The organism is Psychrobacter piscatorii, from assembly GCF_904846415.1.
Taxonomy (GTDB): Bacteria; Pseudomonadota; Gammaproteobacteria; order Pseudomonadales; family Moraxellaceae; genus Psychrobacter; species Psychrobacter piscatorii.
This window is the reverse complement of sequence record NZ_CAJHAR010000003.1, coordinates 117107-132291: the sequence shown is the minus strand read 5'-3', so window position 1 is coordinate 132291 and position 15185 is coordinate 117107. Positions and strand designations below refer to the sequence as shown.

Sequence of the window (15185 nt, the reverse complement as noted above, 5' to 3'; positions counted from 1 at the left end):
ACTTTAAAATAGAACTTTTGTTTTATATTGTGTAGAATCAAAAGTGATCTTAGTTCTAATTTAGTAAATTGAATCACAGTACTTATTTTTTATAAGCCTTTATTTTTTGTGAGACATTATTATGAGCAACTTTGACCCCATTCCAGTATCGATTAAACAGCAACTCATGGCCCAACTGTGTGAGCAGATCGAAGATGCTATTTTTGTATTAGACAGTAATTTACGCTATCTATCTGTCAATGCCAGCTATGAGCTTATGATTGGCTATAAAGAGTCATTTTTGGTCGGTCGTCCACTCGGTATTTACGCGGCTGAATTTTTGTCAGAAGAAGAGCAGCTTATCTTAAAGGCCATTAAGAAAAACTTGATCGAGCATGGTTTTTACGAATTTGATATTTCAATGGTCAATCGCTATGGAGAGACTATCGATTGCCATATGACTTATCGTAAGATTTGTGTCGAGCAAGCTGTTTATCATGTTGGCATGGTACGTGACATGTCGTCGGTTGTTAAAGATCAAAAGCAGGTCGCACATTTACTCAACTACGATCAGCTCACTGGATTGCCTAATCGCAAAGTATTTTTGAGTCAGGCCAGTGATATTTTATTAGATACCTATCAAGAAGTTGTCCTTGTACGTTTAAATATTGACCGCTATCGTAATCTTGCAAGCTTGTTGGGTTCTGATGGCGTTAACTCATTGATACAGAGCTTTGTAGAGCGAGTCAAAACCCTCGAGCTAGAAAATTTACGCTGCTTTTCTCACTTTGGTGGTGATGATTTTGCATTACTGTTTGAATGCAAAGATGGCAATATGGTGCGTCATCAGCTAGATACGCTCATGCAAATGTGCGAGATACCCTTCACTATGAATGAGAACGCGGCAACGGATGCTCATATCTATTGCCATGTCTCTGTTGGCGTCAGTTACTTTCCTAAAAACGATGCTCAGGTAACAGGCTTACTGACCAAAGCAGAAAAAGCCTTACAGTATGTCAAAAAACACGGCGGCGATGATATCCGTTGGTATGACAAAACGATTGAGGAAGCCACTTCAGGTAGCCTACAGTTAGAAGCTGATCTTCGAGCAGCGTCGGCTGAAGGACAGTTCATACCGTATTATCAACCAAAATTCTTATTGGATACTGGAATAATTGCGGGATTTGAAGCGCTAGTTCGCTGGCAACATCCTACTCGCGGTCTACTAAAACCAAAACATTTTATCGATGCTATTTTGACCCATAAGCTCTCGTTTGAGCTGTTTTCACAGATGGCTAACAAGATTGCTAACCAGTTATCTGAATGGCGACAGCAAGGTTTTTGTCAGCACATCTGTATCAATGCTGATGCTGCTGAATTTAGTCATCCTGAATTTTTTGATATGGTGAGCGGCCTATTGGTACAGCACAAGATTGCAGCGTGTCAGTTGCATATCGAAGTGACCGAATCCTCTTTGATTCAGCGCCATGATGATGTCAGAAAACAACTCAACGCCCTCAAAGAATTGGGTGTCTGTCTTGCCTTAGATGATTTTGGTACGGGCTATGCATCCTTGAGTTACCTACAAGAATACCCCTTTGATTTTATTAAAATTGATAAGAGCTTTATCTCAAAAATTGATACAGACCGTACTCAGCATGCCATTGTAAAAGCCATTCTAGACTTGGCAGACGCTCTAGACATGCATGTAGTGGCAGAAGGTATAGAAACTGAACAGCAGCGCGATGTGTTGCTGGACATGGGTTGCAAAAATGGACAAGGCTATTGGTTTGGTAAACCTGTGCCCGCTGATGTTGCCACTGAAATGCTGGTCAAACAGTATACTGTCCAATCATAGATGTCTTGATATTTGCCCTTCCATCATGGCTGGGCTTGACACACTCATGCATTGGGTGGCTATCAAATACTAACGTTTGCTAAATATCACAAGACCGCTTGTTGGTGCATTTGCTCTAAAAGCGGTTTTTCTTTGTTTGGTCGATATTGCCTTTTATTTTATATGCAGTAATTCGAGGGATAGATTCTGCCTTGTATCGCTAGCTTTTTCATAGAGTTATTAACGATCAAAACTGCGCCTAACGTCGATTGCATAACCGATGCAAGATAGGTTCATGACTTATCAGTCCTGTCACCAAACTTGTATAATCGCCTATGAAAGCCTATCTTTTATAGTGAATTTGTTAGAGCACATTTAATCTTTCTTCGACTCTGACAATCACCATTCTTTTTAACACTATTTTATGTAATCGATAGCATGGTTGACCTGCTTCACTGTTTATCATTTATTTAGATTTCCAGACTGGCTAGGTAAGAATAACGCACTAGAGGATAGTGCGACCATATGCTCATTATTGGCTATGATCGGTTACATTCCAAAAAGGACAGGAAGTTATGCAATACAAAGCGCCCTTACGTGATATCCAATTCGTTATGCATGAACTACTCGATAGTGAAAGCCATTACAAAACATTACCAGCGTTCCAAGAAGCAGACCGCGAGCTAATGGACAGCCTATTTGAAATGGCTGCAAGCTTTGCTGAAAACGAACTGTCACCACTGAACCAAAGCGGTGATGCTGAAGGCTGTAAGTTTGACAATGGTAAGGTCACTACGCCAAAAGGCTTTAAAGAAGCTTATGACGCGTATTGTGAGCTTGGCTTCCCTGCTTTATCTGCTGAAGAAGCGTTTGGTGGTCAAAACATGCCGTTTTCATTGTCTACTGTCATTAATGAAATGGTTGGTACCGCCAACTGGTCATTCTCTATGTACCCTGGTCTATCACATGGTGCTATTCAGACCATCGAGCATCATGGTACTGACGAGCAAAAACAAACTTACCTAGAAAAAATGGTTACTGGCGAATGGTCGGGCACTATGTGTCTTACTGAAGCCCATGCTGGTTCTGACTTGGGTATTATCCGTACCAAAGCTGAGCCTAAAGAAGATGGCAGCTATAGCATTACTGGTCAAAAGATTTTCATCTCTGCCGGTGAGCATGACTTAACCAGCAATATTATTCATATTGTATTGGCTCGTCTACCAGGCGCACCTGCTGGCACAAAAGGTATCTCACTGTTTATCGTACCTAAGGTAACAGTTAATGAAGATGGCAGCCTAGGCGAAAGCAACAATGTCGCTTGCGGCTCTATCGAGCATAAAATGGGTATCAAAGCCTCTGCAACTTGTGTGATGAACTTCGATGGCGCAACTGGTTATTTGATCGGACCTGAAAATCGCGGCCTACAGTGCATGTTCACCTTTATGAATGTGGCACGTATCGGTACTGCTGTTCAAGGTTTGACTGCAGCAGAGTACGCGTTCCAAGGTTCATTGACTTACGCAAAAGATCGCTTAGCGATGCGCGCGCTATCAGGTACTAAAGCGCCAGAGAAAGCTGCTGATCCTATCATTGTTCATCCAGCCGTTCGCAACATGCTATTAACCGAAAAAGCCTTTGCTGAAGGCGGTCGCGCATTGGTTTATTACCTCTCACACTTTGCAGATACCGTCGCAAAAGGCGAAGGCGAAGAGTTAAAGTTTGCTGACCAAATGCTGTCATTATTGACACCAATTGCTAAAGCGTTCTTGACTGAAACAGGTCTAGAAGCCGCTAATCACGGTGTTCAGGTTTACGGTGGTCATGGTTTTGTTAGCGAATGGGGTATGGAGCAAAACGTACGTGATACGCGCATTTCATGCTTATACGAAGGCACCACAGAGATTCAAGCACTTGACTTGTTGGGTCGTAAAGTTTTAGGCTCAGAAGGTAAGCTACTTGCTAACTTTGTAAAGGTCATCCAAGAATTCTGTGAAGACAATAAAGAAAATGACGAGATGGGTCAGTTCATTCGCCCACTTGCCAAGCATCTTAAAGAATGGGGCGATTTGACTGCACGGATTGGTATGCAAGCTACTGAAAATCCAGATGCAGTAGGCGGTGCGGCAGTTGATTATATGTACTTTAGTGGTTATGTAACCCTAGCTTACTTATGGGCACGTATGGCACTGGTTGCTCAGACTGCTATTGCAAATGGTACTGGCGAAAAAGCATTCTATGACGCCAAGGTAAAAACAGCTCAGTTCTACTTTGCTAAGCTATTGCCACGTACTACTACGCACGTACAGCGTATCAGCACTGGTGTAGAGCCATACATGAGCATGGATGTTGATCAGTTTGCTTTTTAATTAAACATTAAGCGCTACTCATATTGTATTTTATCGGCAACATACTTCGGTGTGTTGCCGATTTGCTTTATGGGTATATTTATATCCATTTATATATTAGTATCTCTTTATAGATAGCTACAAGTTTTAAAATTCCTTTAATCACTGCAATAGCAGCTGCTAACTTTTGGTGCACGCACAATTCACGAAGAAATACACCCGCGCACAAGCTTATTTGTTAAACTTTGAATATGAATCGCTAAGGTTACATCAAGAGAACAGTTGATAATCTTAACAACTCCAATTTTATCTATTTAAACCAAAGGAATGTTTATGGCTGTTTATAACGCCCCTCTTAATGACATGCGTTTTATGTTAAATGATGTATTTAAAGCGCCACAATTTTGGCAAAATAACGAAAACTTAGCTCATGTCGACATGGAAACGGTTGATATGATTTTGGAAGAAATGGCAAAACTTTCAAAAAATATCTTACTACCTATCAACCGCAGCGGCGACGAAGAAGGCGCAACCTTTCAGGGTGACGGTGTTGTCACCACACCAACAGGCTTTAAAGACGCGTACAAACAGTATGCTGAATCAGGCTGGGTTGGCTTAAGCGGTAACGCTGAATACGGCGGTCAAGGCTTCCCAAAAATGGTTACCATGCTCACCGAAGAGATGGTTTTTACGGCCAACCAATCGTTTGCCCTATACCCTAACCTAACCGTCGGTGCAACGCTGTGTCTGAATGCCGCTGCCTCTGAAGAACAAAAGCAGACTTATTTGGAAAAAATGTACAGCGGTGAATGGTCTGGTACTATGTGCTTGACAGAGCCACATGCGGGTACTGATTTGGGTATCATCAAAACCAAAGCCGTGCCTAACGATGATGGCAGCTATGATATCTCTGGTACCAAAATCTTTATTACTGGTGGTGAGCACGATCTCACAGACAATATCATTCATTTAGTATTGGCAAAAACACCCAATGCCCCGGAAGGCTCAAAAGGCATCTCACTGTTTGTTGTACCAAAATTCTTGGTCAATGCAGATGGTAGCTTGGGCGAGCGCAATACATTAGCCGTTGGCTCTATCGAGCACAAAATGGGTATCAAAGCGTCTGCCACTTGTGTCATGAACTTTGACAATGCTAAAGGCTGGATGGTTGGCGAAGAAAACACTGGTCTATCGTCAATGTTCATCATGATGAACTATGAGCGTGTCACCATGGGCTTACAAGGCCTTGGTGGTTCTGAGCTTGCTTATCAAAACGCGGCGCTATACGCCAACGACCGTGGTCAAGGCCGTAGCGATACGCAACTACAAAGTCCAGAAAAACCTGCGGATGCCATCATCCACCATGCAGATGTACGTCGCATGTTATTGAACGCCAAAGCCAATACCGAAGCCTCACGTTGCTTTGCGATGTATGTCGCCAAAAACTTGGACGAAGAAAAATTTAGTACCGATCCTGAATCAGCAAAAGCCGCCGCTGCTCGTGTTGCCCTACTGACGCCAGTGGCTAAAGCATTCTTGACTGACAAAGCGCTAGAAGCAACGGTTGATTGCCAGCAAGTCTTCGGTGGTCATGGCTATATCCGCGAATGGGGTATGGAGCAAATCGTTCGTGATACGCGTATTGCTCAGATTTATGAAGGTACCAACGGTATTCAGGCACTTGATCTGTTAGGCCGTAAAGTGGCAAAAAATAACGGCAAATATGTTACGCATTTCTTGGGTGAGATTCGTGATTTCGTCAACAACATGCAAGCGGATCATGGTATCAAACAAGCTACTTTAGATGCAGCCGATACGATTGAAGAGCTCACCACAACGGTGCTGAACAATATTGGCGAACGCAAGAACGAAGTGAATGGCTGTGCAGTTGATTATATGCATGCCTTTGGCTACCTCGCCTACTCCTACATGTTTGCGCTGATGGTAGAAGCCGCTGATGGTAAAGAAGGCGATTTTTATACCAATAAAGCCAAGCTTGCAGATTACTTCGTTGGCCGTATCTTGCCACGTATCGATGCTCATGCACAGATGGTCAAAGCTGGTAGTGACCCGATGATGAACTTTGATCTTGACTATTTTGATGTGCCTGCTAGCTAAATGCTCATTGTAATCATCTTATAAAATGCTAATAAAAAGGACAGTCTGGTTGCTGTCCTTTTTTTTGTCAAAATAACTGCTAACAAAATAATTCACTATCCATGCGTGGTTACGATTAAAATGATGCAAGACAAAGTGTCGCTCAAATGAAATGATAAATTTACCAAGTTTTTAAAAAATCATTACGACTTACTATGCAATGCACAGTAGCAAATAATAAAAACGATTGAAACAACCACAATAAAGGGTGCGACGTGTCAGAATTAAAACGCATTTTACAACAAATTACAGCCCTAAGTGATGTGCCCGATCCGGCGATGCTCAAACGCTTGATCGATGAGTTACGCGTCAGTGACAAGGAACCCGCTTTAGCTAACGAAAACATCCAATCCCTTATTGATACCCTGCATCAACACCCAGAATACGGCGATGGGCTCTCTAGCTTCGTCCTAAAATTAATTATCCAATATCGTCAAATCGCGCTATATACCGATACAGGTATTATGTCGGATCAAGGATTCTTTAATAGCTTAAGACGATTGGTCGGGCATCGTTTTTTGCCGATACTCCCTCAAGATGACTCAGTGGTTGAGCTGGTTGGTTACTTGTTTGATAAGCGCACTGATGAGCGCTGGCTTGCCAATATTGAGACAAAAAAATGGGACGAACTCGTGCAGCTTCTAAGGGTGGAAGAAAAACACCTAAACTTGGTTGCCACGGCAAAAAACAGCATCTTGAACGCGATTATTATTTTATCTTATCGCATCAGCGGTCTTGGCTTGCATCCTGATTTGATGGACGCTTATCCGCAGATGCTCAACTACTCTGCTTCTTTTGTTGCTCAAAACCAAGAAGCGGTGCTCTTTGTAAATCAATACAGACAAGCGCATGAGCTTGATACCTTAACCGACATTACCCCTGAACAAGCCGTTGATCCCGCACCATTGCTGGTCATGATTGAGCAGTGTGAAGATATCGTTGCTACTATCCGCAAACGTATCTACAAAACAGGTATTTCTATTCGCTTGACCAATATGATGCTGCGCTTAGATCAGAGTTTACAGCGAGTGCGTATCTTGACAGAGCTGGTCACAGATGACCATCAAAAAAGAGATCGCGCCGTCATTGAGCTGATACAAACACTGATTACGACTGCCAATCGTCGCTATAGCATTGGCCACTTGATTGATAACAACACAAAATTGCTGTCACGTAAAGTCACTGAAAATGCCAGTCGCGTGGGTGAGCACTATATAAGCACCGATAAGTCTGGCTATCAAAAGATGCTCAAAAAAGCCTCCATTGGCGGTTTTGTCATTGCCTTTATGGCCACCATAAAGATACTGGCTTACCAATTGGCGCTCGCACCGATGGGACGTGCATTTATTAACAGTATGATTTATGGCTTGGGCTTTGTGTTCATCCATGTTATTCGCGGAACTGTCGCTACCAAGCAGCCAGCGATGACCGCTGCTGCTATTGCTTCTACTATATCTGAAGGCTCTGGCAAGAAGTCTCATCAGTTAAACAAGCTATCAGAGTTGGTCGTTGATATTTTACGTACTCAGTTCATCGCTATCATGGGTAACGTTATGTTAGCGATACCCGTTGCACTTATCATCTCTTTTGCTTGGTTACAGTACACAGGCGCACCGATGATTGGTACCGAAAAAGCAGGTCATCTACTCCATGACTTGGATCCGTTTCACTCATTAGCGCTTCCTCATGCTGCTATTGCTGGCGTGTATTTGTTCTTAGCGGGTTTGATCGCGGGTTATTACGACAACTTAGCGGTCTATAACAAAGTAGGTGCGCGTATTCAACGCCATAAACTACTACAACATATACTGCCTGCATCATGGCTTAAGCGTTTAGGCGGCTTCATAGAAGCGAACTTGGGCGCTATCATGGGTAACTTTTTATTTGGGGTTTTCTTAGGTAGTACAGCAACCATCGGCTACATATTCGGCTTACCGATTGATATTCGTCATATTGCTTTTGCTTCAGCGAACTTGGCACACGGATTGTTCAATATATCTGCTGATGACATCAGCTGGAGCCTCATTCTGATTTCTATATTGGGTGTCGCACTTATTGGTATGGTCAACTTGATAGTCAGTTTTTCGCTGGCATTATTTGTTGCTTTACGCTCAAAAGAAGTGCGTTTCTTTGAATGGAGTCGCCTCACAAAGCTAGTGTTTGGACACATCATTAGCCACCCTTCTGACTTTTTCTGGCCACGCGACAAGCCAATGAAATATGCACGCATCGATAGTCAAGGTCATATGATATTTGATGACACTTCAGCACAAAAAAATGGAAAAGCCATACCAAGCAATTATGTGGTACGCCGATTGTCTGATGTCAGAATATTACCCGAGTCTAAGCAAGCAGTAGCGCAAAACGCGGAAGCGAGTACAGACATATACTATGACAGTCAACCACAGGGCGATCACACCCAACCTCACAACTCTCCTAAGAAGGTTGTCAATCTTGATGATGGTCTGGCAGATGAAGAACTAAATAGCACGCCTTATACCGACGATATCCAATATGACAAAGTCACCAAGACGCTCAATACCATCAATGATGATACTGTTGGTCACGAGTCAAATCATGCGGATGCTGATGATAAGGCCACTGGCGATGCCAAAACACCTTTGCCAAAACCTAAAAAACCGCCAAAGCTGCCTGATTAAAAGGCTCGCTTGGGCGGCTTGATGCTTGGTGAATTATTGAGATTAAAATCATTTGATGTCAGACCTAAAGCACTCACACAACTTAGTTAAAGCTTTTACACCTTAATCTTAAAAATATGGACGTAGAAGCAAAACTCTCGCACAGCTCAACAAACTTAGGATTCAAAAATTATCTAAAATAATGAGGAGCGGGCTCAATAAGAAATTGGGATAGATCACTAAAAGAGGACAAGAATGAATATAGCCAGTCATAGCAAACTGGAAGAATCTATGAAGGATGTTGCATCAACCTCCCTTGTAAGACTCATCTATGTTAGTAGAGTTAATACCACCGATAGATCTGTATTTGAGCATATCCAAAGACACTCGCATGTCTATAATAAAAATAATAAAATTGCAGGTTTTCTATGCAATGATGAAAAAAGCTTTCTTCAATGCTTAGAAGGCGCAAAAGATGTTGTATTTTCTCTTATGCAAAGAATATTTAAAGATAGAAATCACAGAAAAGTAGATGTCGTTGCTGTTGAGCAGGTCAGTCAGTGCCGCTTTGAAGATTGGCGTATGCACAGTCTTAACTTAAGCGCCAGTAACTGGCATAGATTGTCTGATCATGCTCAGTTAGGAGAGATCTCACCATTCAAACCGGAACACTGGCCATACTGGTTTGTTGAATACTTTATCGAATGCGTGAGGAAGTTCGACTACTCTAACATCAGTCATGACACGAACTATATCACCTTTGATGACTTAGGTTACTCTGAGCTTGAAGAAAAGTTAACTCAAGATAATATCTTATTATTTATATTTCTTGGGCTACTGGTCGCGTCAACCGCAGCTGTCTTATTATTCAGGTACGACGTTATTCCTTAATGACTCAGTTAGATACCTTACTAATAAAAGGTATTTATAGCCCACGTTATGAACCCGGGCACTGTGCACTTGAAGCTATTACCTTGCTGTCACTGAGACGATACGCCAACAGACAGTTGCCCCATACACACCCACCATCGAGTGCACGCGCATATGGTAAATCAATCTCGCCTTGCAGCGCGGCCCAATGACCAAAGAGTATCTTACGCGTGCGCGGTACTTGCCACTCAAACCATGGTAAAAAATCGGTTGGCATAGGCTCATCTAGCCCTGCTGTAAAGTCAAACTCAAGCAAGCCATCCTGCTGACACAGGCGCATACGAGTAAAGTAATTGGCAATCGCTCGCATCTTAGTAAAGCCTTCGATACCTGCATGCCATTTATCGGCTTTTTTGCTATAGAGATTTGGCAGTAGTTCATCAAGCTGCTCTAAGCTACCTTGCAGCTGCGATTCTAGCTCTTTGGCATATGCTGCTGCTGCCTCAATACTCCAATGTGGTGGAATCCCTGCATGTACCAGCACAGTATGCTCATCTGGATATGCCAATATCGGCTGCCTGCGTAACCACTCAAGCAATTCATCACAGTCATCCGCTGCAAAAATTGGCGCTGTTTTATCTTTGCTCTTGAGTTTTGCAGCGCCGCGCCAGACTGCAATTAAATTGATGTCATGATTGCCTAATACGGTTGCTGCAGCGCCCTGTTCACACAATGCTTTGACATCGCGCAAGGTATTTAATGAGTCCTCACCACGCGCTACCAAATCACCGGCGAACCATAACTTGTCTTGAGCAGGATCAAAATCTAATGTCTCTAGTAATTGTAGATAAGCCGCGTGGCAACCTTGTAGGTCACCAATGACATACTGATGGCGAAAACTCATAATACCTCTATGATTTTTATATAATAATTAGTAATTATTTACATTAAACGTCTATATGACGAGCCTGATTACTCAGATTGACAAAATCTGTAACGCTTAAGGTTTCAGGACGTGCTTGCGGATCGATACCGCAAGCAGCGAAATCATCCTCACTCAGCGTCGGCAGCAAGGTTGATTTTTTGAAGATAGCACGTAGCGTCTTGCGACGATGGTTAAAGGTCTCACGTACGACAATGGCAAAATACTCTTCATCTTCTGCTACTATCGGTTTATCGATATGCGGTGTCAGTCGAAAAACAGCACTGGTGACTTTTGGCGGAGGATTAAAAGCCCCGCGAGGCACAGTCAGCAAATAATCTGTATCACAGTAATACTGCATAATGACAGACAGACGACCATAAGTTTTGCTACCAACATCAGCCGTGATACGCTCAACCACTTCTTTTTGTAGCATAAAGTGCATGTCTTGGATCACATCCGCATAACTAAGCAGATGAAATAAGATAGGCGTTGAAATATTATATGGTAAGTTACCCACCACGCGCAGTTTACCGCGTGCTTCGCTATACAGATCACGATAATCAACATGCATGGCGTTGTCTTTAATAATCTCAAAGTTTGGATGGCTATTGGCACCAATACGAATACGTAAGCTATCAGCCAAATCGCGATCCAACTCTACGACTGTCATCGCATCCACTTCTGCTAATAACGGCTCGGTCAATGCGCCCATACCAGGCCCAATCTCAATCAAATTGTCATCGCGCTCTAGGCGAATACTTTCAACGATTTCGCGAATGACGCTGGTATCATGTAAGAAATTTTGACCAAAGCGCTTACGCGGCTGGTGCTTGGCAGTACGTAAACTGTTAGAAATGGTTTGGGCATCAAATGAAGTTTTGGACATAAAAGAGTCTTAATGTATAAAAGAGAAATGGGCGATGATAATGTAATAGCAGCAATGTTTTAGCTTTATAATGATAAATTATACCACAGCTCCTAATTAGGCTGTGTTTTTGAACAATTATTATCGACAGACGAGTCATGCTTTTGGGTAACCGACCCGGTAATTTTTTCCCTATGAATTCATTTAATATAAACGCTGCTATGACAACAATGGCAGCACTAAAACGAGCGCTAGCAGACAGAAGCAAGTCCAAAGATGTGAGTCATCATAATGGTTGCGGCGTAAAGCTAAATCCATTATGAATTGATTTTGAACGTTTCTCAGATCCGATAAAGCCCGACTGCATAATGTAAATGATTATGTCTCACCTTTTGAGTTTGAAAAGCGGTATTATGATAATTTAATCCTGTCAGGCATTGTTACCTGACTCCAGTAAACCAGTCTCTGATATAGTCGAAGCGGTTCAGCCCCACGCGATCGTCAGCCCACCAGACCCATGCCCTTAGGGAGCTCAAATATGATCCTGAAACTTAACGTCACCCTCCATTATCGACTCTCAGAGCCGATGGATCTTTTGCTTCAGATTGAAGCCGCCGATCTTGCGGATCAGCGGGTGCGATCGACCGAGATTTGGACATCAGACGTTGCGCATTTTTCACGGGTCGCCGCTGATGATGGCATAGGAGAACGGATTTGGATTCACGCCGAAGGGGATTTTAGCTGCACTTACCTCGCAGAAATCGCCGTTGACCGTCCTGCCTTGGACATATCGACATTGTCCCAAACACCCCTGCATCTTTTGCCCGGAGAGACGATCAGGCATTTGATGCCGTCTCATTATTGCCCGTCAGACCAGTTTCAAGCTTTCGTAGAAGCTGAGTTTGGCGATCTTGCTGGCGGCGCACGGATTGCTGCGATGCGCGATTGGATCGAGTCGGCGTTTAGCTATGTGCCCGGATCGAGCCACGCCCAAACTACCGCGCTCGATAGTTTTGTTCAACGTCAGGGCGTATGCCGCGACTTCGCGCATGTTCTTGTGACACTAGCGCGCGCGTCGTCGATACCAGCTAGGTTCGCTAGTGTTTATGCGCCCGATGTGACGCCACAAGACTTTCATGCCGTGGCCGAGGTCTATCTCGGAGGGAGCTGGCACCTCATTGATCCGACTGGCATGGCAGGTGCAGACACGATGGCTCGCATTGGTGTTGGGTCCGATGCATCCAGCGTCGCGTTCTTAACCTCGTTTGGATCCATGGAATTGGTCAATCAATCGGTATCCGTGACTAGACAAGCTTAGTGTCCTAATCCTAGGATTGCGTGCCTGTGTTTAAGACAATGACCGCCGCCATAATATAAAGGAGGTGGCAGTGGTCTTTCTCAATTGGTTTCGCTCTCTTTACTCTTTAGATCAATGTCTGCGTCCAACGGATCAAGGACACGGTAGGAAAGCGTCTCAGGCTGCTGCCTTTTTAGAATTGATCCCTATTCAGTATCTAAACCCATTTTCAAAGTGGTATATTCATTCAATAAGTGATCAGTATATGTTCGGTGCGCTATACAGGCATCGAGCTGCTAGTTCTAACTATAAACTTAATGACTAAAAAATTGAAAGCATAGCTCAATTTAACGAATGGGTAGAATTTAAAATTATGATTAGAGCACTGAGTAAGAATAATAGTGACTTCATATACATATATAGTGTTTATGAAGGTAAAAATTATAGTGAGAATAAAGTTGAAACTTATTATTTAGCAAGCTGTAGTACTTACCAAGGCTTAATAACGTATAGGGAAAGTGATGTCTATAACATAGAGATTTTAGCAGACAGTTACGTAAGCTTAACAGCGGTTGATTTATCAGCAGGTCTAAATGATAGGATGCATCCTATACTTTATGATTTTCTAAAAAATGATTGGGAAACTTATGAAGGTATCGTTGAAGGACAGCTTGAACCTTGGCTTGAATTTCAAAAAAAATTGGGTCATAGACCCTGATTAAGTTAGTTTGCAATAAATAAGGCTAAATACTATATTTTTTAAATATAAATTAGCACGTAGGTTAGGCTGAGCTTTCGATACTCAAAAATCAAATCGATTCAACTAAGAAGCTACGATGCTCAATCTATCGTAGCTTTTTTTATTTATCATGGGCAATAATGGCAATATCAAAATGTAATAATCAAATTACTTAGTAAAATTGATAAGAAGTTTTAATTAGGATATACCCCCGAGGTAACCAGCTATCTCACCCTTCAAGCCTATCAACAGACAACTATCATGAAACCACTTACATTACGTTTAATTCTTCATAAATAGGTATTGCTCACACTAAAATCATCCAGTACTACGTGAGAAATACCTATACGGCGATGAGTCATAACAGATATATCAATTAGTGAGTGACTTGTCAGCCATCTCGTTTGCCATACTTAGTGCTTGATATAGACTGGTCGCACTTGCTCCGCCGCGCCCTGCCAAATCAAGCGCCGTACCATGATCAACAGAGGTACGAATATAAGGCAAACCCAAGGTTAAATTAACCGTGTCACCAAAACCGTGTGATTTGAGTACGGGCAACCCTTGATCATGATACATGGCAATGACCGCATCGCAATTAGCCAAATGTCTGGTAGTAAATAAAGTATCGGCTGGCATCGCCTCTGATATGTGTACACCTGCATCGATAAACTCTCTTAGAACTGGGTTGATAATTTCAATCTCCTCCATACCCAAATGTCCGCCCTCACCTGCATGTGGATTGAGGCCGCACACCAAGATACGAGGCTGCATGAGACCAAACTTTTCTCTCATATCATCAATGACGATTTGTACCGTTTGACGCACATTATCCGCGGTAATCGCAGCAGGGATGTCTTTTAATGGCAAATGGGTAGTGACAAGCGCGACCTTCATGGCTTGATTGGCAAGCATCATGACCACTTTCTCACAACCACTTTGCTGCATAAAAAACTCGGTATGACCACTAAACATGGTGCCATCTAACAGCTTAATACCGGCATCTATCAGCGCTGATTTTTGCAAGGGACCTGTGACGATAGCGGCGACTGTATTATTTATTGCCAGCTTATGAGCAATGTCTAATTGCTGAGCCACCATCGCTGAGTTAGCAATATTGATTTGCCCACCACTAACTAATCTTGCGCAAGGAACATTAAGCAAAATAAAAGCACTATCAGCATCTATATCTTGCTGTGATATCTTCGCTACCAAATTAGCATCGAGGGTATCAGCGTTTATATTTGTATTGATAGTATGCCAACTAGGTGTGCTCTCAAAAACGTCAGCTGTAACCAACTCATCTGCACGCACTTGCATCGCGCTCGCATCAGCGGTTACCCAAATGGGGCGGTCAAAATCTTGCAGCTTGCCCTCTGCCGCCAAACTCAGTACGACATCCATTCCAATGCCCGCAGGCTCACCTGTCGTGATTAATAATGGTCGTTTTTCTGCTGTCATAGCAATAGCCTTATTTTATCTAAATTTTTGATTTTATTGTATTTATCGTCAATATTTTCAGTTTTTAC

Annotated in this window: 10 protein-coding genes; 7 read left to right on the top strand and 3 right to left on the bottom strand. The window is 42.8% G+C overall.

The annotated features are described in order from the left end of the window. Positions 1 to 121 precede the first annotated feature (121 nt). From JMX83_RS02330 to JMX83_RS02310, 5 genes are all read left to right on the top strand, one after another. Complete coding sequence (locus JMX83_RS02330; RefSeq protein WP_201598713.1) at positions 122 to 1837, top strand: sensor domain-containing protein; 1716 nt, start codon at positions 122 to 124, stop codon at positions 1835 to 1837. A 554-nt stretch (positions 1838 to 2391) separates the two neighbouring features. Next, entirely contained in the window at positions 2392 to 4185 is a 1794-nt protein-coding gene (locus tag JMX83_RS02325) for an acyl-CoA dehydrogenase C-terminal domain-containing protein (RefSeq protein WP_201598711.1), read from the top strand. Between the two features lie 312 nt (positions 4186 to 4497). Continuing rightward, complete coding sequence (locus JMX83_RS02320; protein WP_201598710.1) at positions 4498 to 6282, top strand: acyl-CoA dehydrogenase C-terminal domain-containing protein; 1785 nt, start codon at positions 4498 to 4500, stop codon at positions 6280 to 6282. Between the two features lie 254 nt (positions 6283 to 6536). Further along, complete coding sequence (locus JMX83_RS02315) at positions 6537 to 8981, top strand: site-specific recombinase (RefSeq protein WP_201598709.1); 2445 nt, start codon at positions 6537 to 6539, stop codon at positions 8979 to 8981. A 234-nt stretch (positions 8982 to 9215) separates the two neighbouring features. Further along, on the top strand, positions 9216 to 9851 hold the full coding sequence (locus JMX83_RS02310; RefSeq protein WP_201598708.1) for a BLUF domain-containing protein: 636 nt from the start codon (positions 9216 to 9218) through the stop codon (positions 9849 to 9851). Positions 9852 to 9897: 46 nt separating this feature from the next. Here JMX83_RS02310 and JMX83_RS02305 read toward each other — a convergent pair whose 3' ends face one another. Together JMX83_RS02305 and rsmA are read right to left on the bottom strand one after the other, a co-directional pair. Beyond that, the gene (locus JMX83_RS02305) at positions 9898 to 10734 is read right to left on the bottom strand and encodes a symmetrical bis(5'-nucleosyl)-tetraphosphatase (protein ID WP_201598707.1); all 837 of its coding nucleotides are present in this window, start codon (positions 10732 to 10734) and stop codon (positions 9898 to 9900) included. Positions 10735 to 10777: 43 nt separating this feature from the next. Continuing rightward, positions 10778 to 11641, bottom strand: coding sequence for a 16S rRNA (adenine(1518)-N(6)/adenine(1519)-N(6))-dimethyltransferase RsmA (gene rsmA, locus JMX83_RS02300; protein ID WP_201598706.1), 864 nt, complete (start codon positions 11639 to 11641; stop codon positions 10778 to 10780). A 517-nt stretch (positions 11642 to 12158) separates the two neighbouring features. Between rsmA and JMX83_RS02295 the strand changes: the two genes are divergently transcribed. Then, a complete protein-coding gene (locus JMX83_RS02295) occupies positions 12159 to 12938 on the top strand; it encodes a transglutaminase-like domain-containing protein (RefSeq protein WP_201598705.1) in 780 nt (259 codons plus the stop codon). A 352-nt stretch (positions 12939 to 13290) separates the two neighbouring features. Beyond that, positions 13291 to 13635 (top strand): hypothetical protein, encoded by a 345-nt coding sequence (locus JMX83_RS02290; RefSeq protein WP_201598703.1) that lies wholly within the window; start codon positions 13291 to 13293, stop codon positions 13633 to 13635. Positions 13636 to 14028: 393 nt separating this feature from the next. On the opposite strand, the gene pdxA is transcribed toward JMX83_RS02290, so the two are convergent. Beyond that, the gene (gene pdxA / locus JMX83_RS02285) at positions 14029 to 15117 is read right to left on the bottom strand and encodes a 4-hydroxythreonine-4-phosphate dehydrogenase PdxA (RefSeq protein WP_201598701.1); all 1089 of its coding nucleotides are present in this window, start codon (positions 15115 to 15117) and stop codon (positions 14029 to 14031) included. Positions 15118 to 15185: the final 68 nt, after the last annotated feature.

Bases quoted from the DNA above. Each gene is read 5' to 3' on its own strand.
- pdxA (WP_201598701.1), bottom strand. From the start codon at position 15,117: ATGACAGCAGAAAAACGACCATTATTAATCACGACAGGTGAGCCTGCG.
- rsmA (WP_201598706.1), bottom strand. From the start codon at position 11,641: ATGTCCAAAACTTCATTTGATGCCCAAACCATTTCTAACAGTTTACGT.
- JMX83_RS02320 (WP_201598710.1), top strand. From the start codon at position 4,498: ATGGCTGTTTATAACGCCCCTCTTAATGACATGCGTTTTATGTTAAAT.
- JMX83_RS02330 (WP_201598713.1), top strand. From the start codon at position 122: ATGAGCAACTTTGACCCCATTCCAGTATCGATTAAACAGCAACTCATG.
- JMX83_RS02310 (WP_201598708.1), top strand. From the start codon at position 9,216: ATGAATATAGCCAGTCATAGCAAACTGGAAGAATCTATGAAGGATGTT.
- JMX83_RS02305 (WP_201598707.1), bottom strand. From the start codon at position 10,734: ATGAGTTTTCGCCATCAGTATGTCATTGGTGACCTACAAGGTTGCCAC.
- JMX83_RS02290 (WP_201598703.1), top strand. From the start codon at position 13,291: ATGATTAGAGCACTGAGTAAGAATAATAGTGACTTCATATACATATAT.
- JMX83_RS02325 (WP_201598711.1), top strand. From the start codon at position 2,392: ATGCAATACAAAGCGCCCTTACGTGATATCCAATTCGTTATGCATGAA.
- JMX83_RS02295 (WP_201598705.1), top strand. From the start codon at position 12,159: ATGATCCTGAAACTTAACGTCACCCTCCATTATCGACTCTCAGAGCCG.